We start from the raw sequence: 21114 nt of genomic DNA on the forward strand, positions 1-21114 counted from the left end.
CGTCCAGGGCGAGGGCCATCAGGGCCTCGTCCGGGATGTCGATGGTCAGGCCGATGCCGTGGGTGGAGGCCCGGGTGAAGCCGAACCGGGGGTAGTAGTCCGGGTGCCCGAGGACGACGACGTACCGCTCGCCCCGCTCCCGGGCCGCGTCGAGGACGGCCCGGACGGCGGCCGAGCCGGCGCCGGTCCGCTGGTACGCGGGGAGCACGGCGCACGGGGCCAGGCACAGGGCCGGGACGTCGCCGATGTGGCAGCGGGTCAGCAGGGCGTGGCCGACCACGGTGCCGGCGGCGTCGGTGGAGACCACGGACAGGCCGTCGAGCCAGGCGGGATCGGCGCGCAGCGCGTCGACGAGGTCGGCCTCGGCCGGGGTGTCGAAGGCGGCGGCGTTGACGGCGTGAACGGTCGGGATGTCGGCGCCGGTCTCGGCGCGGGTGTTCCAGTTGCGCATGGTGGTACGGGGATTCCGTTCCTGGGAGGTGTACGTGTGACGCCCCGCGAGCTCACGCTCCCGGCGGGGCAGGACAGGGCAGGGTCAGGCCGCGGCCCGGGACGCGAGGGAGACCCGGACGCTGCGCACGGCGGCCTTCGACGCGGTCATCAACCCCACCTCCCTACTCTCTGCTCCTGATCGGCACGTACTGCGTTCGAGTGTACCCGACCCTTTCCGGAGCCGCCGGGGATTTCTTCTCAGACCGGCGGCAGGCCCGGCGCCGAGGACTCCGGGCGGCGGTCGGTGGGGCGGGCCGGCGGGATGACCGGGGCGCGGAAGTCGCGCGGGCCGGTCCAGAGGGCGGGGACGGCGTCGCCGCGGCGGGCCAGTTCGTAGGCCAGGGCCTCGTAGTTGACCCGCCAGCCGCGGAAGTGCCGCCAGGCGTCCTCGACCGGGCGCTCGCGCGGGAAGCCCGCCGCGGTGATCATCGCGACGGCGCCCAGGTACTCGGCGTAGCCGAGGCGGATCGGGGTGTCCGGGTCCGGGTCGGTGTCGAAGTCGATCCGCAGGGCCCGGCCGATGTCGCGCATCGCGGTGAAGCCGGCCCGGATCACCAGCCGGGCCTCGGGCGGGGCGGAGCGCGGGCAGAGGGAGAGGTGGAGGGCGGCGGCGTCCATCACCGCGATCAGCCCGACCACCCAGCTGCGGTTGGGCTGGGGGGAGCGGAAGGCCAGCAGCACCGGGTAGTTGGAGTGGCTCTCGCCGATGTCGGCGGCCAGCCGCTCCCAGTCGCGGTAGAGCTGGGGGAGCGCGGTCTCGGTGTCGACCAGGGACTGCCGGGCGAGCAGCTCCGGGCCCCAGGCGGGTTCGCCGGCCCGGGACTGCAGCAGCGTCACCTCGGTCTCGCGCCGCTGGTAGGCCGCGTACAGGGTGGGCAGGTAGGCGATCTGCAGGGCGATCACCAGCGGGCCGCTGGCGGCGGCCATGAAGTCGATCGCGGACAGCTGGAGGCGTTCGCCGCTCGCGTAGCCGAGGGTGAAGAGGCTGGAGCCGGCCTCCCGGATGGAGATCGACCAGCTGAGTTCCGAGGTGCCGTGCAGCAGCAGGGTGTAGGCGAGCAGCATCCCGCTGAGCCACACCGTCAGCATGCCGAGCAGCACCAGCGGGGCGAGCCAGGTCAGGGCGCGGTCCTGCGCCCGGTAGGTGCCGAAGGGAGTGGCCCACAGCCGCAGGGTGGTGCGCAGCAGCGCCCAGAGCCGGAACACCAGGGCCGAGTAGAGCCCGCGGGGGACGACCAGGGTGCGCAGGATGCTGCCCACGACGAGCAGGAGCAGCAGCACGCCGATCAGGGTGTGGATCAACCTCATGGCGACATTGTGGCGGTAGGCCGCCGGGGGCGCGGGGCCGGACGGGCCGGATTGCCCGGGTGCGGTTCGGTTCCCCCGGCCCGATATGAACATGATCACACTGATCTCGGCCCCCCAAAGGACGGCCGGTTCGGCATCTGACGGGGTGGAGGGGGCCGCCCCAGGAGATCGGAGACCGGATGCGCGCACAGCAGGGTGGGGAAGCCGAGGAGGAGCGGAGCGACCGCCGGAGGTGGCGTCCGCTGCGGCGGATCGACTACCCGCGCCGCGGTCGGCGCGGCGTCCGGCGCTGGCTCCCCTCCTGGCGCCAGCTGCTCCTGACGACCGGTCTCGGGACGGCGGTGCTGAGCGGCCTGGCGGGCTGGTTCTACGTCACCACCCACGTCCCGGAGGACCTGAACGCCTTCGCCACCCAGCAGAACAACGTCTACTACTGGGCGGACGGCACCGAGATGGCCCGGATCGGCGAGACCAACCGGCAGGAGGTACCGCTGGGCCAGGTGCCCGAGTCGGTCCAGTGGGCGGTGCTCTCCGCGGAGAACGAGACCTTCTACTCGGACCCGGGGGTCTCGGTCAGCGGCATCGGCCGCGCCGTCTACGAGATGGCCACCGGCGGCGACACCCAGGGCGGCTCGACCATCACCCAGCAGTACGTCAAGAACATCTACCTGAACCAGCGCCAGGACGTCTCCCGCAAGCTCAGCGAGATGGTCATCGCGGTCAAGCTGGGCCGTCGGATGAGCAAGCAGGACATCCTGGCCGGCTACCTGAACACCAGCTGGTTCGGGCGCGGCAGTTACGGCATCGAGCGTGCCGCGGCCGCGTACTACGGCAAGGACGTGTCGCAGCTCGACCCCAGCGAAGGGGCCTTCCTGGCCGCCCTGTTGAAGGGTGCCGGGCAGTACGACCCGGCGGTGAGCCCGGAGAACCACGAGCGGGCCGTGGAGCGGTGGTCCTGGATCCTGGACCGGATGGTCGACGGGGGCAGGCTCTCCGCCGCCGAGCGGGCCCGGTACACGGTGTTCCCCGAGCCGCGGACACCGCCCAAGGGGGCCGGCCTCGCCGGCCAGATCGGCTACCTGGTCGACCTGTCCAGGGGCTTCGTGGAGAGCCACAGCGACATCACCCCGGCCCAGTTCGACCTCGGCGGCTACCAGATCCGCACCACCTTCGAGAAGGCGAAGGTCAACGCCCTGGCCGCGGCCGTGCAGGAGGCCACCAAGGGCCTCGACCCGGACAACCGGGAGGCCGACAAGCTGCTCAAGGTCGGCGCCGCCTCGGTCGCCCTGGACGGGCGGATCGTCGCCCTCTACGGCGGCCCCGACTACCGCAAGCAGGGCTTCAACAACGCCAACACCTCGACCGTGCCGATGGGTTCGGCCTTCACCCCGCTGGTGTACGCGGCCGGACTCGACCAGGGCGTGCAGCGCCGGCGCGACGGCGGCCGGACCCCGGTGACGCCCGGCACGACGTACGACGGCGACAACGGCGTCAACGTGACGACTCCGGAGGGGCCGTACTGGGGGCGGGACGGGAAGATCGTCAAGACCGCCAACGACGGCAAGCGGAACTGGGGCCGGGTCAGCCTGCGCAGCGCGGTCGAACAGTCCGTCAACGGGCCGCTGATGCAGCTCGGCATGGACGTCGGCCTCGACAAGGTGCAGCAGACCGCGGCGGCCCTCGGCCTGCTCCCCGAGAGCCTGGGCGAGCTGGTCCCCGCCTTCGGCGTCGGCAACTCCACCCCGAGCGCGATCCGCGCCGCCGACGCCTACGCCGCCTTCGGGTCCGGCGGCAGCCACACCGACCCGTACTCCGTGTCGGGCGTCACCCGCAACGGCAAGCCCGTCGACCTGCGGCTGCCCACCGCCGCCCGGGCGCTGCCCGCGGCCGTGGCGGCCGACGTGGACACCGCCCTCAAGGGCGCCGTCCGCGGCGGCAGCGCCCAGGCGGTGGCGGGCGCGGGCGTCGGCCTGGCGGCGAAGCCCGGCACCACCCCGGACCGCACCGCGGGGTGGACCGTCGGCTACAACGGGCAGCTGTCGACGGCGGTCACGGTGTTCCGGGCGGACCTCAAGGACATGAAGCTGCAGTCCCTGGAGGGGGTCGGCGGAGCCGCTCCGGACACCCCGGACTCGGACCTGCCGGGGCGGATCTGGACGGCGTTCATGAAGACCGCCGGGCAGTAGCCGTAGCCGTAGCCGTAGCCGTAGCCGTAGCCGTAGCCGTAGCCGTAGTCGTGGCGGTGGCCGCTGTCGTTCAGCGGGCCCACGGGCGGAGCTTCTCCGGGTTGCGGACCACCCAGATCCCGGTCACCCGGCCGTCCGCGACGTCGAACGCGGCCACCGTCAGCACGACGCCGTCGCGCGGGCCCACCAGGCCCGGCGCGCCGTTGACCGGGCACTCCAGCAGTTCCATGCCCGGGGCCCGGTCGGCGACGGCCAGCATGTACTGGGCGATCAGCGCGCCGCCCGCCACCGGGCGCAGCACGGTGCCGACCAGGCCGCCGCCGTCGGCGGTCATCACGGCGGCCGGGTCCAGGACGGCGACCAGGGCCGCGATGTCCCGGCTCTGCCAGGCCTCCTTGACCCGCCGTACGGTGTCGGCCCGCGCGGTCGGCGTCGCCGGGGCCGGGGCGGCACCGACCCGGCGGCGGGCGGAGGAGGCCAGCTGCTTGCAGGCCGCCGGGGTGCGGTCGAGGACGGCGGCGATCTCGGCGAAGGAGTAGCGGAAGACGTCGTGCAGGACGAAGGCCACCCGCTCGGCCGGGGTCATCGACTCCAGGACGACCAGGAAGGCCATCGCCACCGACTCGTCCAGGACGATCAGGTCGGCGAGATCGGCGCTCCCGGCCCGGTCCGACAGCGGTTCCGACAGCCCTGCCGGCAGCCCTGCCGACAGCGGTCCCGGCAGCGGTTCGGGCAGCCAGGCGCCGACGTAGCGCTCGCGCCGGGCCCGGGCCGAGCCCAGGAGGTCCAGGCAGATCCGGCCGGTGACGGTGGTGAGCCAGGCGCCGGGGGCCCGTACCTCCCGCCGCCGGCCGGGCGGCAGGGCGTACCAGCGCGCGTACGCCTCCTGCACGGCGTCCTCGGCCTCGGTCAGCGAGCCGAGCAGCCGGTAGGCGACGTTGACCAGTCTGTGCCGCTCGCCGAAGGTCGCGTCGGTGTCCGCCCCCGCTGCCGTCATGCGCTCGCCTTACCTTTCACGGGCCTGCGTCGTCGGATCGGTGAGACCCTACCGATCCACTGCCCCCGGGCGGAGAAGAGGACCACGACATGGCCACCCCGACGACGAGCGCGACGCACCGGTTCCCGTTCCTGCGGGCCGCGATCGCCCTGCAGACCGTGACGATCCTGCTCCAGGCCGTCTCCGCCGGACTGCTGCTGACCACCTCCTACGGGGAGACGCTGCACGGCGTCGGCGCCCGGGTGATGTACGGGGCGTCGATGCTCTACCTGCTGGCGGCGGTGCTGGCCTGGAAGCCGGGCGGCGGGCCGGTGCGACCGGTGGGGGAGGCGGCCGGCTTCCTGGCGCTCGCCTCGGTGCAGGTCGTGCTCGGCATCGCGCACGTCCCGGCGGTCCATCTCCCGCTGGGGGTGCTGATGTTCGGGCTGAGCCTGCTGGCGCTGGCCCGTCGTACGGGCTGAGCGCCGGTCACTTCACCAGGCGGGACCAGTCGCCCGGTTGGCCGGGGTCGAGTTGGCGGAGCCTGTCGAGGACCTTCGGGTCCTGGGCGTCCAGCCAGTCGGCGACCTGGCGGAAGGAGACGCAGCGGACGCCGTCCTGGTGGCAGACGTTCTTCACCACGTCCTCGACGGCGTCCATGTAGATGCCGCCGTTCCAGTCCTCGAAGTGGTTGCCGATGAACAGCGGGGCGCGGCTGCCGTTGTAGACCCGGTTGAAGCCGGCCAGGTAGCTGTCCCGGGCCTCCTTCTCCCAGTCGGCGTACTTCTTCGGGTCGCCCTTGGTGGTGTCCCCGGACTGGCCGGCCAGGAAGTTGTAGTCCATCGAGAGGCCCTGGGAGGACTTGGCCGGGAAGGGCAGCATCTGGAGCGGGAAGTTCCAGATGCCGCCCTTCTTGACCGGCCAGACCTGGAACTCGCCCGGAGAGCTGGCGTCGTAACGGAAGCCGGCGGCCTTCTCGGCCGGGAGGAGGTTCTTCTGCCCCTGGAGGCAGGGGGCGCGGCCGCCGACCAGCTCCTTGGTGTAGTCGAAGGGCAGCGGCGGCATGTTCTTGAGGCCGGTGTTGGTCTTCCAGTTGGTGACGAAGGAGACCGCCTGGTCGAGCTCGCTCTTCCACTCCTCGGTGCTCCAGTCGTCGCCGCCCTTGGAGCCGCAGAAGTGCCCGTTGAAGTGGGTGCCGATCTCGTTGCCGTCCAGCCAGGCGAGGCGCAGCTGCTCCAGGGTGTCCTTGATGTGGGCGTCGGTCGCGTAGTCGATCGAGGCGGCGCCCGGGTCGTGCTGGGGCGGGTGGTAGAGCGACTTCTTGGACTTGGGCAGGGTGTAGAGGCCGCTCAGGAAGTACGTCATCTGGGCGTTGTTGTCCGCGCCCAGCTTGCGGAAGCGGGAGAACAGGCGGTCGTCGCCCTCCAGGGCGCCGTCCCAGGAGAAGACGACGAACTGCGGCGGCTTCTCACCCGGTTTCAGCTTCTCCGGCTTCGGCTGCTTGGGCTGCGGGCCGGTGTAGGAGGTGGAGCCGTCCCCGAGCACGTGGACCTGGCCGTCCCAGGTGGGCGTCGGCGTCGGCGTCGGGGTGGGGGTGGGCGCCGGGGTGTCGGCGGCGCTCGCCTCCGGGGCCGCCGGGTCGGGATCGGGGGCGGCGGCGTTGGGTCTGCTCTCGGAGAAGGAGTCCCCCGTGGTGAGCGTGAGGGACGCGACGACCCCCACGGCCAACAGGACGACCGCACCGCGAGCAGTCCGCACGGATTCCCTTTCCTTCGGCGACAGTTTCGATCACACAGGGTTCTCCCTAGATCGATGACCTGAGCCGTCGGAAACGTTGCACGGGTGGTCGTACGGATTTTCGGACGGGTGGTCGGACTGAGGCTCCGTCGGGCGCTGGGCTCGGCTCAGGACGCCGGGCCGCCGGCCGGAGGGGCGCCGCTGATGGTGGCCTCGTACAGAGCTCGGACGGCCGGGCCGAAGGGGGCGCTGTAGGAGATCTGGGGGGTGTTGCCGCCGGTGTGGTAGCCGCCGATGAGGCCGATCACGGCCCAGCCGCCGAACCAGGGGATCAGCATGGGGCCGCCGGAGGTGCCGCCGGTGAAGCCGTCGCAGGCGATGCGCTCGAAGGTGCCCGGGTCGGCGGGGTCGTCGCTGGCCCAACGGGTGGTCCGGCTGAAGCACTCCACGGGTTTCGGGGCGCCGCCCGGGTAGCCGATCATCCGGACCGGGGCGTGGGCGTACCCGGTGCCGGTGAGCAGCTGCACCGAGCCCGCGACGTCCTCCAGTGCGTCACCCGCCTGGTTGGGCTCGGTGACGGCGAAGCCGAAGTCGTAGGCGGCGCCCGCGTGTTCGCCCCGGTCGTAGTACTCCTGTGCGACGTGGACGCCGTTCGCCCGGACCGGGAAGACGCCCAGGGGCGTGAGCCCGTCGTGGTACTGCGGGACGAACGCCAGGTGCCGCGTGGGGGAGCCGCCCGCGTAGCCCTTGAGGCAGTGGCCCGCGCTCAGGGCCAGGTCGCGGCCGGGGCTGTGGACGACGGCTCCGCTGCAGGTGCGGCCGGTGCCGGTGGCGTCGGTCCAGAAGAAGGCGCCGACCTGCGGGATGCCGTCGAAGCTGCGGCTCGGGGGGATGTACTCGCCCGGGCGGGGGCCGTCGGCGGTGGGCCGGGCGGCCTTGGTGTCGAGGGGGAGCGCGGCGGCCATCCGGGCGGGGGTCCAGTAGGCGCTGAGCTGTGCGGCGGCGCTGGCGGTGCTGGTGGTGGGTGGGGTCGCGGCGGTGGCGGTGGCGGTCGGGGCGAGGGCGGCGGTGGAGAGGAGGGCGACGGCGATGGCTGTGGTGAACCTGGACGCCATGGGTGGTCCCTTCCGGCTGGATGAGGGGGGCTTCGATGCGGGCACCCGCAGTTGTGGGTGCCCACGATCGGGGCCGGCTCACCCTCACTGTCGGCCGATCAGCCGATGGTGCGTCGGAAGGCCTTGGCGTCCTCGGGGCTGGAGGAGTCGATCAGGCGGACCTCGAAGGTGGTGGGAGTGTTGGTCCGGACCCAGGCCTGCGCCTGCGCGTACGAGTAGAAGCGGAGCGGCTCGTCGGCCGGGGGGAGGGCCTTGACGCATTCGGTGGTCGCGCGGTCCCGGATGACCCAGGCCTGGTAGTGGGTACCGCGCGGGGAGTCGGCGGGGAGGATGGCGTAGCGGTCGCTCATCGGCCGGTCGCCGCCTGGGTGAAGCCGGCGGCCTGGAAGCCGCGCACGGGGGTGCAGGGGGTGTTGGGGGGCATGGCTGTCTCCGTTGTAGCGCATAGCGATCGATACATCACTTGCTGTAGCCATGGTGCCGTGTCGCCGTCCATCATCGGAAGTCGATCCGGACCTTGGAGCGGATGCTCGGCACGTTGCTGATGCATTGGCGGGATCCGACCCCCTCCTTCCCTCCCGTGAGCCCCCGGATCGGTCGGTCCGGGGGCTCACGGCATTGACAGGGGGCATCTTCCGACTGAATGCTAAGCAAGCGCTTAGTCAATGATCCCCCATCCACCCTGGAGTCGCCCGATGGTCGAGAGCCCCGCTGACCTGCCCGGTCTGGATCTGGTGCGGCTGCGCACCCGTCTGGACACCGAGCTGCCCGGCCTCGTCCGGGGGCCGTTCCGGGCCGAGCTGGTCGAGGGGGGCCGCTCGAACCTCACGTACGTGCTCGCGGACGGCGCCGGCCGCTGGGTCCTCCGGCGCCCCCCGCTCGGGCACGTCCTCGCCACCGCGCACGACATGGGCCGTGAGCACCGGGTGATGTCCGCCCTCCGGGACACCGATGTCCCCGTCCCCCGCATGCTGCTGATCGACCACGGCACCGACGTGCTCGGCGCCCCCTGGTACCTGATGGAGCACGTCGACGGTGTCGCGCACCGCTCCCGCAAGGCCCTCGCCGCCCTCGGCGAGGACCGTGTCTCCGCCCTCGGCCGCCGCCTGGTCGAGACCCTCGCCGCCCTGCACCGGATCGATCCCGCCGACGTCGGCCTCGACGACTTCGGCCGGCCCGAGGGCTACCTGGAGCGCCAACTGCGCCGCTGGTCGACCCAGTTGGAGAAGTCCCGCTCCCGCGACCTCCCCGACCTCGACCGGCTGCACGCCCTGCTCGCCGAACGGCGCCCCGTCTCGCCCGCGCCCGCACTGGTGCACGGCGACTACCGGCTCGACAACGTCCTGGTCGACGACACCGACGCCATCACCGCCGTCCTCGACTGGGAGATGTCGACTCTCGGCGACCCGCTCACCGACATCGGCCTCCTCGTGATGTACACCGAGATCGCCGGCATCGGCGGCGGCATCATCCCCGACGCCATGACCGCCCCCGGCTTCCCCAAGGCCGAGGAAATCGTCTCGTACTACGCCGAGTTGACCGGCCGTCAGGCCACTGACCTGGACTGGTACGTGGCCTTCGCCTCCTTCAAGCTGGCCGTCATCGCCGAGGGCATCCACTACCGCTTCCAGCAGGGCCGCACCCTGGGCGCAGGTTTCGAGCGCGCGGGCGAGATGGCCCCGATCCTCGCCCGGCACGGACTGACCACCCTCAAGGAGAGCTGACAGCCATGGACTTCGCCTACGACGCCCGGACGAACGTACTCCGCGAGCAACTCCTCGCTTTCCTGGCCGAGCACGTGTACCCGGCCGAGAGCACCCTCGCCCAGCAGCTCGCCGACCCGGACCGCACCCCCTGGAGCGTCCCGCCCGTCGTCGCCGACCTCCAGACGGAGGCCCGCAAGCAGGGCCTGTGGAACCTGTTCATCCCCGGCGAGCACGGCGCCGGTCTCACCAATCTCCAGTACGCCCCGCTCGCCGAGATCACCGGCCGCAGCATCCAGCTGGCCCCGCCGGCCCTCAACTGCGCGGCCCCCGACACCGGCAACATGGAACTCCTCGCCCAGTTCGGCAGCGCCGAGCAGCAGGAGCGCTGGCTGCGGCCGCTGCTGGACGGCGCGATCCGCTCCGCGTTCGCGATGACCGAGCCCGAGGTGGCCTCCTCGGACGCCACCAACATCGCCACCCGGATCGAGCGCGACGGCGACCAGTACGTGGTCAACGGCCGCAAGTGGTACATCACCGGCGCGATGAACCCGGACTGCAAGCTGTTCATCGTGATGGGCAAGACCAACCCGGACGCCGCCCCGCACCGCCAGCAGAGCATGGTGCTGGTGCCGCGCGACACCCCGGGCCTCACCGTCAAGCGCGGCATGACGGTCTTCGGCTACGACGACGCCGACCACGGCGGCCACGCCGAGGTGCTGTTCGAGGACGTCCGGGTGCCCGTCGAGAACCTGATCGACGAGGAGGGCAGCGGCTTCGCCATCGCCCAGGCCCGGCTCGGCCCGGGTCGGATCCACCACTGCATGCGGGCCATCGGCATCGCCGAGCGCGCGCTGGAGCTGATGTGCCGCCGGGCGAGCGAGCGGGTGGCCTTCGGCCGGCCGCTCGCCGAGCAGGGCGTGGTGCAGGACTGGATCGCCGAATCCCGGGTCCGGATCGAGCAGTTGCGGCTGCTGGTGCTCAAGACGGCCTGGCTGATGGACACCGTCGGCAACCGCGGTGCGCACACCGAGATCCAGGCCATCAAGATCGCCACCCCGCGCACGGTCGAGTGGATCCTCGACAAGGCCGTCCAGACCCACGGTGCCGCCGGTGTCAGCCAGGACACCCCGCTCGCCCAACTCTGGGCCGGCAACCGCACCCTGCGCCTCGCGGACGGGCCGGACGAGGTGCACAAGCGCTCCCTGGCCCGGCGGGAACTCAAGCAGTACCGCTGAGCACCTCGCCTGCCGGGGGACGGCCCCGGCAGGCGGCAGGCGGCAGGCGGCAGGCGGCAGGCGCGACGGGCGCGGTCGGCCCGTGGCCAGGCGGTCAGATGCTCAGCTGGCCGGGCCGGTCCGCCGCGCGCAGTTCGGCCCTGGCGCGGTCCGCCCACGGGGTGGCGCCGAGGGCCTCGAAGCTCGCGAGGGCGGCGCGCAGCGGTGCCCGGGCGCCGGCGGACGCCCCCGTCCGGCGCAGCCGTTCGCCCTGGGCCAGTTGGACCCGGGCGTGGTCGAAGCGCCAGCGCTCGGCGCCGGGGGTGTCCAGCGCGAGGGCGAACAGCCGCAGTGCCTCCTCGTCGTCCTCGGTGCACAGCGCGGCGGAGGCCTCGACCAGCAGGGCGTGCCGGGACGAGACGGCGGCGATGCCGTTCTCGCGCATCGCGCGGACGTGGGCGGCAGCCTCCTCGCGGCGGTCGCCGCGGACGGCGGCCTCGACCAGGTGGGCGGCCACCCAGAGGGCGTGCGGGGCGTGCGAGGCGAGGGTGCCGGCCGGGCTGACCGCGACGGCGTGCCGGTGGGCGAGCGCGTGGTCCCCGTCGCCGAGGGCCGCCACGGCGGCGGCGTGGTGGGCGTAGTGGGCGGCGCAGGGCGCGCGGTGGCGGGTGGCCCAGTCGATCACGGTGCCGGCCGTGGCGAGGCTCTCCGCGGTGTGGCCGCGGGCGCCCAGGACGATCGCCTCGATGTACTGGAAGTACCAGGCGAAGGCGTCGTAGCCGTGCTCCCGGCAGGCGCCGAGGCCCTCCCGGGCGAGGTCGAGCGCCTCGTCCCAGGCGCCGGTGAGGTAGTCGTCCAGGCAGAGGTGGATGAGGGCGGAGATGTAGCGCCGGGCCGGGCCGCCCTCGCGCCCGGCGCGGACCACCTGCCAGGCGGGGGTGCGGACCTCGCCGAGCCGGTCGAGGTAGAGCGCCCCGGTGCCGACCCGGGTGGTGAGGACCGGGTCGGCCTCGCCGGCCGGGGCGGCGGCCAGGGCGAGGGTGAGCGCGTCGAGCGGGCCGTGGGCGGCGGCGCCGGTGCGGGCGGGGTCGGAGAAGGTGCGGCCGAGGACGGCCAGGAAGGCCGGTGGGCCGGGGGTGAGGCGCTCCACGGCCCGGTAGTAGGACTGCCACAGGGCCTCGTCGGCGCCGAAGAAGCAGAGCACCGCCAGGACGTGCAGGGCGTCGACCAGCGCCTTGTCCTCGGCCCGGTGGCCGTGGGCGGCGGCCGCGGACTCGATGGCGGAGGTGAGCAGGCGGTGCGCCGCGGGAACGTCGCCGTCGCCGTTGAGGAGCAGCAGGGCGGCGGCGGTGGCGGAGTGCAGCGAGCCGTCGCCGACCGGGGCGGCCTGCCGGGCGTGGTCGAGGAGTCGGCGGGCGCTGGTGAGGGCGCCGGTGGACTCGGCCCCGAGGTAGGCGGCCTCGGCGAGGCGGCGGCCGCGCTGCGGACCGTCGGGGGTGAGCTCGGCCGAGCGGACCAGGGTGCGCATGGCGCCGGAGGCGTCGCCGCGGCGCAGGCTGAGCCCGGCGGCGTGGGCGAGGAGCGCGGCGACCTCCTCGTCCGGTTCGAGGGTGGCCTCGCCCAGGTGCCAGGCCCGGCGCTCGGGCCGGCCGGCCAGGGCGGCGGCCAGGGCCGCGTGGGCGGCGCGCCGGGCGCTGCTCGGGGCCTGCCCGACCACGGCGGAGCGGATCAGCGGGTGGCGGAAGGCCAGCCGGCGGCCGCCCTCCTCGACGTGCACCAGCCGCTCCTGCTCCAGCGGCGCGAGGTCGTCCCGGCGGTGCTCCGGGTCCTGGCCGTGTTCCGGGTCCTGGCCGTCGCCCTGGCCGTCGCCCGGGCCGTGTTCCGGTCCGTGTGCCGGGCTCTGGCCCGGGCCGGAGCCCGTGCCGAGCTCCTCCGCGGCCCGGCGGGCGGCGGCCCGCAGCACGCCGAGGTCGCCGGTGCCCTCCAGCGCGGCGAGCAGCAGCAGCCGGCGGGAGGGGGCGGGCAGGCCGGCCACCCGGGCGCCGAACAGCCGCTCCAGCCGGTTGCCGAGGGACGAGACGGCGATCGGCGTCACGGGGACGGGCGGTACGGCCGGGCAGTCCACCGGGTCCGGCGGCAGGGCGGTCGGCAGTTCCAGCAGGGCCAGCGGGTTGCCGCCCGCCTCGGCCAGCACCCTGCGGTGCGCGCTGCGGGAGAGGTCGGGGAAGCGGCTGCCGAGCAGGCGGCCGGCGGCCTCCTCGGCCAGCGGCGGCAGGTCGTGGGCGGGCAGGGCGTCGGCGTCCCGGGGGCCGAGCTCGCCGGGGCGGGCCGCGGCCAGGAAGGCGATGTCCAGGCCGGGGGCCCGGCGGGCGACCGAGCCGAACACCGCGGTGCTGGCCGGGTCGACCCAGTGCAGGTCGTCGACGAGCAGGAGCAGCGGCCGCCCGTCGGCCACGGCCTGGAGGAGCCGCAGCACCGCGTTGGACACCAGCAGGTGCTCCGGGGCCGGACCGGTGTCGAAGCCGAGCGCCACCCGCAGGGCCGCGCGCAGCGGGGCGTCGAGCCGCTCCAGGGCGGCGAGGTGCGGGAAGAACAGCTGGTTGAGGACCGAGTAGCCGCAGTGGGCCTCGAACTCGACGCCGGAGGCCCGGAGCACCCGGGCGCCGTCGGCGGGCGCGGCGGCGGCCAGCGCGTCCAGCACGGCGCTCTTGCCGACCCCGGCCTCCCCGGAGAGCAGCAGCGCGCCGCCGCCGCTGCCCAGGCGCAGCCGCTCGCGGAGCAGCCGCAGGTCGCGGTCGCGCCCGATCAGCGGGCACCCGGCTTCGGGCGTGCCGGAATCCGCCACAGCTGCTTCCCTCCCGAGGACCACTCACCCACCCGTGCGCCGGGGCCGGTCCGGCGGCGGGGAACCCGCTCCGCCCGGCCGCGAACGCCCTGGTCAGGTCCAGTATGACGGACCCGGACCGGCCGGGCGGACGGTGGACCGGCAGGGCCCTGGGCCCGCCTGGCCCGGGGCGTACCCGCCTGGCCCGTAAGGGTGTCATACCGGAGTAGTCGGGGGGACTTGGCTCCCCGGTACGACGGCCCCGGCGCGCCCCGCCCGTAGCGTCTGCTCCGTGACCGAACCGGACGAGGAGGCTGGCATGGGCAGGCGGGGACGGGCCGTGGCGGCGGTGCTGTTGGCGGCGTCGGCGACGCTCGGGGTGACGGGTGCGCCGGGCGCGGTGGGCGCGGTGGCGGCGCCGGCGGTGGACGGCGGGGCCGCGCGGCAGGCCACGGCCTGGCTGCCGCGGCCGACCGGGCCGTACCCGATCGGGACGACCTCGCTGCGGCTGACCGACGCCGGACGGGAGGACCCCTGGAAGCCGGGCCGGGCGCGTGAGGTGATGGTCAGCCTCTGGTACCCGACCGCCCGCCCGGCCACCGGTGGGGAGCGGGCCCGCTACATGGAGCCCGCGGCCGGGGCGCACTTCGGCGGCGACAGCGGCGTCGGTGACCTCAACTACCACGTGCGGCCCGGCAGTACGGACTGGTCGGGGATCCTCACCCACGCCCGCCGGGACGCCCCGGCCCGGCCCGGCGGCCCCCGCCCGGTGGTGCTGTACTCGCCCGGGCTGGGCGACCCGCGCACCTGGGGGACGGCCCTGGTGGAGGACCTCGCCTCGCGCGGCTACGTCGTCGTCACCGTCGACCACACCTACGAGGCCTCCGAAGTCGCCTTCCCCGACGGGGAGCTGGCCACCTCGGTGTTCCCCGCCATGCTCCGACAGCCCGGCCTGGACGTCGGCGCCGTGCTGCGCAAGTCCCTGGCCGCCCGGGTGGCGGACACCCGCTTCGTGCTCGACGAACTCTCCGGGCTGCGCCGCGCCCCGGGCCTGCCGGCCGGCGTCGGCGCCTCGCTGGACCTGGACCGGATCGGCATGGTCGGCCACTCGGCGGGCGGCTTCACCGCCCTCCAGGCCATGCACGACGACCCGCGGATCGCCGCCGCGGTCAACCTGGACGGCCAGCTGCACTTCCCCGGCCCCGACGGCCGCACCGGTGTCTTCCTGCCCGACTTCGTCGAGGACGGCCTGGACCGCCCGTTCCTGCTGATGGGCACCCGGGAGTCCGACTCCGGGAGCTACCACCGGCAGCCCGGCTGGGACGCCCTGTGGCAGCACAGCACCGGCTGGCACGCCGACCTCACCCTGGAGGGCTCCCGGCACGGCTCCTACACCGACGCCCAGTCCCTGCTCCCGCTGCTCGCCCGCCAGGGCGCCGTCACCCCGGAGGTGCTGGCCGCGGACGTCGGCGACGTCCGCCCCGACCGTGCCGAGCTCGCCACCCGCTCCTGCGTGGCGTCCTTCTTCGACCGCTGGCTGCGCGGCCACGACGACCACCTGCTGGACGGCCCCTCGGACCGCTTCCCGGAGCTGACGTACGAGCGGTAGCCGACGGCGGACCCCTCAGCGGATCTCCGAGCCGGGATTGGCCTCGTCCCAGCGCTGCCGCGAGGCGAGCATGGCGTCGTGGTGGGCGTAGGACCAGTCCGCCATCGCCCGCACCAGGTGGGTCAGGCTGTGGCCGAGCTCCGTCAGCTCGTACTCCACCTGGGGCGGGACGGTCGGGTGGACGGTCCGGGTGACCAGCCCGTCGCGTTCCAGCCGGCGCACCGTCAGGGTCAGCATCCGCTGCGAGATCCCCGGCAGGGCGCGCTGCAGCTCGCGGAACCGCCGTACGCCCCCGGCGAGTTCGACCACGGCGAGGACGGACCACTTGTCGCCGAGCCGGGTCAGCAGGTCGCGGATCCCGCAGTCGACGTCGTCCTCGCACCAGACGACCGGGCGGGGGGTGGTTACCGCGCTGTGCCCTACGGACATGGAAGTGCCTCCTTACGCCGGACGCCCAGGCTACCGAGGATGGTCCCGTCCCCGAGGATCGGCCATCAGGAGGAGAACCATGCTGCTCGTCACCGGTGTCAACGGAGGTCTCGGCACCCTCGTGCTGGAGCGGCTCGGCGCGCGCGAGGACGTCGTCGCCGGGAGCCGGACGCCCGGCGCGGTGGAGGCCGAGGTGCCCGTCCGGCTGGTGGACTTCGACCGGCCGGAGACCCTCGCCGAGGCCTTCGCGGGGGTCCGGACCCTGCTGCTGATCTCGGCGGGCGCCGCGGAGGACGACGTGGTGATCGCCCGGCACGGCGCGGCGATCGGGGCGGCGGAGCGGGCGGGCGTCGAGCACGTCGTCTACACCAGCCTCTCCGGCGACGGCGACCACCTGCCGTACGCGCTGGCGCACCGCTGGACGGAGCGCCGGCTGCGCGAGTCCGGCACGCTGCGCTGGACGGTGCTGCGCAACGGCCTCTACGCGGAGCTGCTGGCCGCGATCGCCGCGCCCGGCCCCGACGGGGTGATCACCGCGCCGCTGGGGGCGGGGCGGCTGGCGGCCGTGGCGCGGGCGGACCTGGCCGAGGCGGCGGCGAAGGTGGCGCTGGCGCCCGCCGGGCACGCGGGGCGGACGTACGAGCTGGTCGGGGAGCGGGCGGTGGGCGGTGCGGAGGTGGCCGGGGTGCTGGGCGCCGAGTACCGTCCGGGCGGGCTCGCGCAGGCCCGGACGGCGCTGGCGGCCTCGGACGCGCTGCACGACTTCCAGGTGCCGATGACGGTGGGCACCTACTCGGCGATCGCGCACGGCTTCCTGGCCGGGCCGGGCGGGCCGGGCGACCTGGCGGCGCTGCTGGGCCGCCCGCCGCGCCCGGCGCTGGAGGTCATCGCGGGACGCTAGTCCCCGGGCCCCGGTCGGCGGCGCGCTGGGCGTCGATCCGGGCGTGGGCGTCCGGCCACGCGATCGGCAGCCGCTCGACCGGGGTGTCCCAGAAGGTGAAGGTGGACTCCCGCATGGTGGAGCGAAGTCCGGTCATGGTGCTGCGGTGGGGTTCGGCGGTGGCGAAGGCGTTCAGGGCTTCGCGGCTCTCCCAGGCGGAGAGCGTCCAGAAGGTCCGCCGGAGCGGCCGGGCGATCAGCGAGGCGCCCAACGCGCCCGGGGTGTTGCGGAGTTGGCGCCAGACGGCGAGCGAGCGGAGGAAGAACCGCGGGACGTCGGCGAGCGAGTGGACCTCGAAGCGGGAGGCCATGACGACCGCCCCGGTGCCGGGGGCGGGCGGATTCGGGGTGATCCAGGGCAGCGTGGGCACGGCTGACTCTTGGGAAAGCCCGACCAGAGGAAAGCCCGAGGTGTCCGCCGTGCGCATCTCCGAACTGAGCCGCCGCAGCGCGGTCCCGACCGCGACCATCAAGTACTACCTGCGCGAGGGCCTGCTGCCGCCCGGCCGGGCCACCGCCGCCACCCAGGCCGAGTACGACGAGAGCCACCTGCGGCGGCTGCGCCTGGTGCGCGCGCTGATCGGGGTGCGGGGGCTGAGCGTCAGCGCCACCCGGGAGGTGCTCGGCGCGGTGGCCGAGCACGCGGGGGAGCGGCACCAGGTGCTCGGCCTGGTGCTCGGGGCCCGGCCGGTGGACGAGGACGCCCCAGCGCCCGGACCGGCGCCCGGACCGGCACCCGCACCGGCGCCCGGCGCCGCCGAGGTGGACGCGCTGATCGGCGCCCTCGGCTGGGAGGTCTCCGAGTACGCCCCCGCCCGGGCCGCACTCGGCGAGACCCTGGAGACCCTGCGCTCGCTCGGCGCCGCACTCGACCCCGCCACCCTGCGCGGCTACGCCGAACTGGCCGAGCGGACCGCCGTCCTCGACCTCGACCAGCTCGACCCGGACGCCGACCCGCTCGAACAGGCCGAGCGGGCCCTGCTGCGGACCGTCCTCCTGGAGCCGGCGCTGCTCGCGCTGCGGCGGCTGGCCCAGGAGAACGAGTCCGCCCGGCGCGGCGGTTGAGCCGTTCGCCGGTGCAGCCGTCCGTCGGTGCAGCCGTCCGTCGGGCTACTCGCCCAGGACGGCGATCCGCCCGGTGCTGCGCCCGTCGGCGACCAGCTGGACGGCCGCCGCGGCCTCCGCCAGCGGGACCCGGGCGCTGACCAGCGGCCGGACCACGCCCTGTTCGGCGAGCTCGGTCAGCGCGTCGTGGGCGGCGCGCACGGCCCGCGGGTCGTGGGTGTTGTACAGGCCCCAGTGCAGGCCGAGGATCGTGTAGTTCTTCACCAGGGCGTGGTTCAGCGCCGGGGCCGGGATCTGCCCGGCGGCGAAGCCCACCACCACGATCCGGCCCTCGAAGGCCACGCACCGGGTGGAGCCGGTGTAGGCCTCGCCGCCGACCGGGTCGAAGACCACGTCCGCGCCGCGCCCGCCGGTGAACTCCTTGACGGCGGCGACGAAGTCCCCGGCCGGGCCGTCGGCCGTCCGGTCCACCACCAGGTCGGCGCCGAGCGCCCGGGCCGCCTCGGCCTTGGCCGGGCCGCCGACCACGGCGATCACCCGGGCCCCGGCGGCCCGGCCGAGCTGGACGGCCGCACTGCCGACCCCGCCGGCCGCCGCGTGCACCAGCAGGGTCTCCCCGGCCCGCAGCCGGGCCCGGCGGTGCAGGGCGAACCAGGCGGTCTGGTGGCCGATGTGCAGCGCCGCCGCCTCGGCGTCGTCCAGCGACTCGGGCGCCGGGAACGCGGCCGCGGCGTCCAGCAGCGCGTACTCGGCGAAGGCGCCGTGCGGCAGCACCGGGTTGCCGATCAGCCGCTCGCCGCGCCGGGCGCCGTCCGCGACCTCGCCGCACAGCTCCACACCCGGGGTGAACGGCAGCGGCGGGCGGACCTGGTAGTGCCCGCGCACCATCAGCGCGTCCGGGAAGTTCACCGCCGCCGCCCGGACCTTGACCAGCAGCTGCCCCGGGCCCGGCACCGGCCGGGCGGCGTCCTCGGTGAGCCGCAGCACCGCGGCCGGCTCGCCGAGTTCGGTGACCTGCCAGGCCCTCACAGCGCCCCGCCCTTCTCCAGCCCCTGCTGGAGCCGGTTCACCCCGGCGATCCAGCGGTCCGGTTCGGTGGCCCGGACGCGGTAGTACTCGGCGACCTCGGGGTGCGGCAGGATCAGGAACCGCTCCTCCCGCAGTGCCGCCAGGGCCGCCTCGGCGACCTCCGCCGGGTCCAGGGCGGTCGGCACCAGCAGCGCCTCGCCGACCGCGCCGGTGGAGGCCAGCATGTCGGTGCGCACCCCCTGGGGGCAGAGCGCGTGCACCCGGACGCCGCGGTGGCGGTAGGTGGCGGAGAGCCACTCGGCGAAGGCGAGCGCGCCGTGCTTGCTGACCGCGTACGGGGCCGAGCCGAGCATGGTGAGCAGCCCGGCGGCCGAGACGGTGGCCAGGAAGCGGCCCCGGCCGCGCTCCAGCCAGCGGGGGAGCAGCAGGTCGGCCGCTCGTACGTGGGCCAGGACGTTGACCTCCCAGGCGCTCGTCCAGGCCTCGGCGGGGGCGTCGGCGCCGCCGATCGGGGCGACGCCCGCGTTGGCGCACCACACGTCGATCTCGCCGAGCTCCGCGCGGGCCCGCCCGACCAGGGCGGCGAGGCCCTCGGCGGAGGCGGCGTCCCCGGGGAGGGCGGTGCCGCCGCACTCCTTCGCGACCGTGCGGGCGGCGTCGGCGTCCAGGTCGTTGACCACCACCCGGGCGCCGGCCGCGGCGAAGGCCCGGGCGAGCGCGGCGCCGATGCCCCGGCCGGCGCCGGTCACCACGACGCCCTGGCCGGTGAGGTCACCGCTCGGCCCGTCCGAGCCGGCGGGGGCGCCGCTCACAGCCCACCGCCGAGGGTGACTCCGCCGTCCACCACCAGGGTCTGGCCGGTGATCCAGCCGGACTCCGGGGAGAGCAGGAAGGCGACCGCGCCCGCGACGTCCTCGGGGACGCCGAGCCGGCCCAGCGGGTAGGCCTTGACGACCTTCTCCTCCCGGCCCTCGTACAGCGCCTCGGCGAACTTGGTCTTCACCACGGCGGGGGCCACGGCGTTGACCCGGATGCCCTGCGGGCCCAGCTCGGCGCCGAGTTCGGTGGTGAGCCGGATCAGCGCGGCCTTGCTGATGCCGTACATGCCGATCCCGAGCGAGGCGCGGATGCCGGCGACCGAGGCGACGTTGACCACAGAGCCGCCGTGCTCGCCCATCCAGGCGGCGTGGGCCCGGCGGGTCCAGGCCAGCGGGCCGAGCACGTTGACGGCGAAGATCTTGGCGGCCGCGTCGGGGTCGGTCTCCAGGACCGGCCCGTAGATCGGGTTGATGCCGGTGTTGTTGACCAGGTGGTCGAGCCGTCCGAAGGCCTCCAGGGTGCGGGCGACCGCCTCCTCCTGGTGGGCCGGGTCGTCGGCCTTGCCGGCGACCGCGATCGCGTTGTCCGGGCCGCCCAGGTCGCGGACGGCCTCGGCGAGCGGCTCGGGGTTGCGGGCGGTCAGGCAGACCTTGGCGCCGCGGTCGACCAGTTCGCGGGCGATGCCGAGGCCGATGCCCCGGCTCGATCCGGTCACGACGGCCACCCGGCCCTTGAAGGAGTGCACCACGGAGGGTCCTGCCTTTCCGGTCTGCTCTGGAGTGCTGACTAAGCGCTTGCTCAGCATGCTGTCGGTGCGAGAGCCTGTCAACAGTCCGCCGGGCCGCACCGGAGCGGCCGGCGGGAATGCCTGTACGACTTCTCTGGGAGGATGGCGCCATGACCAGCACGCCCATCGCCGACCTCTGGCCGACCATGCCGGGCGCCGACACCCGCCCCGAGGCGGCGTACCGGCTGCTCCAGGCGGCCGTCGAGTCGTTCGCGGAGCGCGGCTTCCACGCCACCACCACCCGGGACATCGCCACCGCGGCGGGCATGAGCCCCGCCGCGCTGTACATCCACTACCAGTCCAAGGCCGCCCTGCTCGCCGAGATCAGCCGGGCCGGCCACGCCGCCACCCTCACCCTGGTCCGGGAGGCGGCGGCCGGGGAGGGCGGCCCGGCCGAGCGGATGCGGCGCGTGGTCGAGCAGTTCACCGCCTGGCACGCCCGGGCCCGGACGGTCGGCCGGGTGGTCAACTACGAGCTGCACGCCCTGCCCGAGGACGCCTACGCCCAGGTCGCGGCGCTGCGCCTGGACATCGAGCGCGAGGTCAGCGCGCTGATCGAAGCGGGTGTGGCGGCCGGGGAGTTCGAGGTCTCGGAGGTGCGTACGGCGGCCCGCGCGGTCACCTCGCTGGGCATCGACGTCTCCCGCTGGTACACCGAGCGCTCCTCCGGCACGCCGGAGGAACTCGGCCGCCGCTACGGCGAGTTGGTGCTGCGGATGCTCGGCGCCCGGGTCTGACCGGGGCACGGGCCCGACGGGGGCACGGGCTTGACCGGGCTCCGGACGGCGAGCAGAATCGTATACGGAGTACGTGTGCCTCGTAGGCGTACAACGCCAACGCCAAGGCGCCCGCCACGGCCGGTCGTGGCGGGCGCCCTGC

20 protein-coding genes are annotated in these 21114 nt (G+C 74.7%); 8 read left to right on the top strand and 12 right to left on the bottom strand.

The window, feature by feature from the left end:
* Together ACFXPX_RS19285 and ACFXPX_RS19290 are read right to left on the bottom strand one after the other, a co-directional pair.
* Positions 1-451 (bottom strand): GNAT family N-acetyltransferase (locus ACFXPX_RS19285; protein WP_380642395.1); only part of this gene is annotated, 451 nt, incomplete at its 3' end.
* Positions 452-690: 239 nt separating this feature from the next.
* Positions 691-1800: a hypothetical protein gene (locus ACFXPX_RS19290; protein ID WP_375896326.1), complete on the bottom strand. Its 1110-nt coding sequence runs from the start codon at positions 1798-1800 to the stop codon at positions 691-693.
* Positions 1801-1979: 179 nt separating this feature from the next.
* Here ACFXPX_RS19290 and ACFXPX_RS19295 point away from each other — a divergent pair, with 179 nt between their 5' ends.
* Positions 1980-3986, top strand: coding sequence for a transglycosylase domain-containing protein (locus ACFXPX_RS19295; protein WP_380524373.1), 2007 nt, complete (start codon positions 1980-1982; stop codon positions 3984-3986).
* Between the two features lie 70 nt (positions 3987-4056).
* Here the strand turns inward: ACFXPX_RS19295 and sigJ are convergent, their stop codons facing one another.
* A complete protein-coding gene (gene sigJ, locus ACFXPX_RS19300; RefSeq protein ID WP_380642397.1) occupies positions 4057-4983 on the bottom strand; it encodes an RNA polymerase sigma factor SigJ in 927 nt (308 codons plus the stop codon).
* 89 nt (positions 4984-5072) lie between these two features.
* Between sigJ and ACFXPX_RS19305 the strand changes: the two genes are divergently transcribed.
* Complete coding sequence (locus ACFXPX_RS19305) at positions 5073-5444, top strand: hypothetical protein (RefSeq protein ID WP_380642399.1); 372 nt, start codon at positions 5073-5075, stop codon at positions 5442-5444.
* A 7-nt stretch (positions 5445-5451) separates the two neighbouring features.
* On the opposite strand, the gene ACFXPX_RS19310 is transcribed toward ACFXPX_RS19305, so the two are convergent.
* From ACFXPX_RS19310 to ACFXPX_RS19320, 3 genes are all read right to left on the bottom strand, one after another.
* Positions 5452-6720: a hypothetical protein gene (locus tag ACFXPX_RS19310; protein WP_380642401.1), complete on the bottom strand. Its 1269-nt coding sequence runs from the start codon at positions 6718-6720 to the stop codon at positions 5452-5454.
* A 146-nt stretch (positions 6721-6866) separates the two neighbouring features.
* The gene (locus tag ACFXPX_RS19315) at positions 6867-7814 is read right to left on the bottom strand and encodes a trypsin-like serine peptidase (protein WP_380642403.1); all 948 of its coding nucleotides are present in this window, start codon (positions 7812-7814) and stop codon (positions 6867-6869) included.
* A 98-nt stretch (positions 7815-7912) separates the two neighbouring features.
* The gene (locus ACFXPX_RS19320) at positions 7913-8164 is read right to left on the bottom strand and encodes a hypothetical protein (protein WP_380642405.1); all 252 of its coding nucleotides are present in this window, start codon (positions 8162-8164) and stop codon (positions 7913-7915) included.
* A gap of 345 nt (positions 8165-8509) precedes the next feature.
* Between ACFXPX_RS19320 and ACFXPX_RS19325 the strand changes: the two genes are divergently transcribed.
* Positions 8510-9538: a phosphotransferase family protein gene (locus tag ACFXPX_RS19325; protein ID WP_380642407.1), complete on the top strand. Its 1029-nt coding sequence runs from the start codon at positions 8510-8512 to the stop codon at positions 9536-9538.
* Positions 9539-9543: 5 nt separating this feature from the next.
* Positions 9544-10755: an acyl-CoA dehydrogenase family protein gene (locus ACFXPX_RS19330; RefSeq protein WP_380524360.1), complete on the top strand. Its 1212-nt coding sequence runs from the start codon at positions 9544-9546 to the stop codon at positions 10753-10755.
* Between the two features lie 94 nt (positions 10756-10849).
* Here the strand turns inward: ACFXPX_RS19330 and ACFXPX_RS19335 are convergent, their stop codons facing one another.
* Positions 10850-13579: an AAA family ATPase gene (locus ACFXPX_RS19335; RefSeq protein WP_380642409.1), complete on the bottom strand. Its 2730-nt coding sequence runs from the start codon at positions 13577-13579 to the stop codon at positions 10850-10852.
* Positions 13580-13877: 298 nt separating this feature from the next.
* On the opposite strand from ACFXPX_RS19335, the gene ACFXPX_RS19340 reads away from it, so the two are divergent.
* Complete coding sequence (locus ACFXPX_RS19340; RefSeq protein ID WP_380642411.1) at positions 13878-15167, top strand: alpha/beta hydrolase family protein; 1290 nt, start codon at positions 13878-13880, stop codon at positions 15165-15167.
* A gap of 15 nt (positions 15168-15182) precedes the next feature.
* Here ACFXPX_RS19340 and ACFXPX_RS19345 read toward each other — a convergent pair whose 3' ends face one another.
* Complete coding sequence (locus ACFXPX_RS19345; RefSeq protein WP_380524354.1) at positions 15183-15596, bottom strand: winged helix-turn-helix transcriptional regulator; 414 nt, start codon at positions 15594-15596, stop codon at positions 15183-15185.
* A gap of 79 nt (positions 15597-15675) precedes the next feature.
* On the opposite strand from ACFXPX_RS19345, the gene ACFXPX_RS19350 reads away from it, so the two are divergent.
* On the top strand, positions 15676-16497 hold the full coding sequence (locus tag ACFXPX_RS19350) for an NAD(P)H-binding protein (RefSeq protein WP_380592233.1): 822 nt from the start codon (positions 15676-15678) through the stop codon (positions 16495-16497).
* Here ACFXPX_RS19350 and ACFXPX_RS19355 read toward each other — a convergent pair.
* On the bottom strand, positions 16481-16906 hold the full coding sequence (locus ACFXPX_RS19355) for a DUF3291 domain-containing protein (RefSeq protein WP_380642413.1): 426 nt from the start codon (positions 16904-16906) through the stop codon (positions 16481-16483). The genes ACFXPX_RS19350 and ACFXPX_RS19355 overlap by 17 nt on opposite strands.
* A 49-nt stretch (positions 16907-16955) precedes the next feature.
* Here ACFXPX_RS19355 and ACFXPX_RS19360 point away from each other — a divergent pair, with 49 nt between their 5' ends.
* Entirely contained in the window at positions 16956-17600 is a 645-nt protein-coding gene (locus ACFXPX_RS19360; protein ID WP_380642415.1) for a MerR family transcriptional regulator, read from the top strand.
* Between the two features lie 45 nt (positions 17601-17645).
* Here ACFXPX_RS19360 and ACFXPX_RS19365 read toward each other — a convergent pair whose 3' ends face one another.
* Genes ACFXPX_RS19365 through ACFXPX_RS19375 form a run of 3 tightly spaced genes read right to left on the bottom strand, consistent with a single transcriptional unit; the run spans position 17646 to position 20196 of the window.
* Positions 17646-18629, bottom strand: coding sequence for an NADPH:quinone oxidoreductase family protein (locus ACFXPX_RS19365; protein ID WP_380592239.1), 984 nt, complete (start codon positions 18627-18629; stop codon positions 17646-17648).
* Complete coding sequence (locus ACFXPX_RS19370) at positions 18626-19441, bottom strand: SDR family oxidoreductase (RefSeq protein ID WP_380642417.1); 816 nt, start codon at positions 19439-19441, stop codon at positions 18626-18628. Before ACFXPX_RS19370 ends, ACFXPX_RS19365 begins: the two co-directional genes overlap by 4 nt.
* Positions 19438-20196: an SDR family oxidoreductase gene (locus ACFXPX_RS19375; RefSeq protein WP_375896364.1), complete on the bottom strand. Its 759-nt coding sequence runs from the start codon at positions 20194-20196 to the stop codon at positions 19438-19440. Before ACFXPX_RS19375 ends, ACFXPX_RS19370 begins: the two co-directional genes overlap by 4 nt.
* A 149-nt stretch (positions 20197-20345) precedes the next feature.
* On the opposite strand from ACFXPX_RS19375, the gene ACFXPX_RS19380 reads away from it, so the two are divergent.
* Complete coding sequence (locus tag ACFXPX_RS19380) at positions 20346-20972, top strand: TetR/AcrR family transcriptional regulator (RefSeq protein WP_380404707.1); 627 nt, start codon at positions 20346-20348, stop codon at positions 20970-20972.
* Positions 20973-21114 lie beyond the last annotated feature (142 nt).

Source organism: Kitasatospora sp. NPDC059146 (assembly GCF_042786665.1).
GTDB lineage: Bacteria > Actinomycetota > Actinomycetes > Streptomycetales > Streptomycetaceae > Kitasatospora.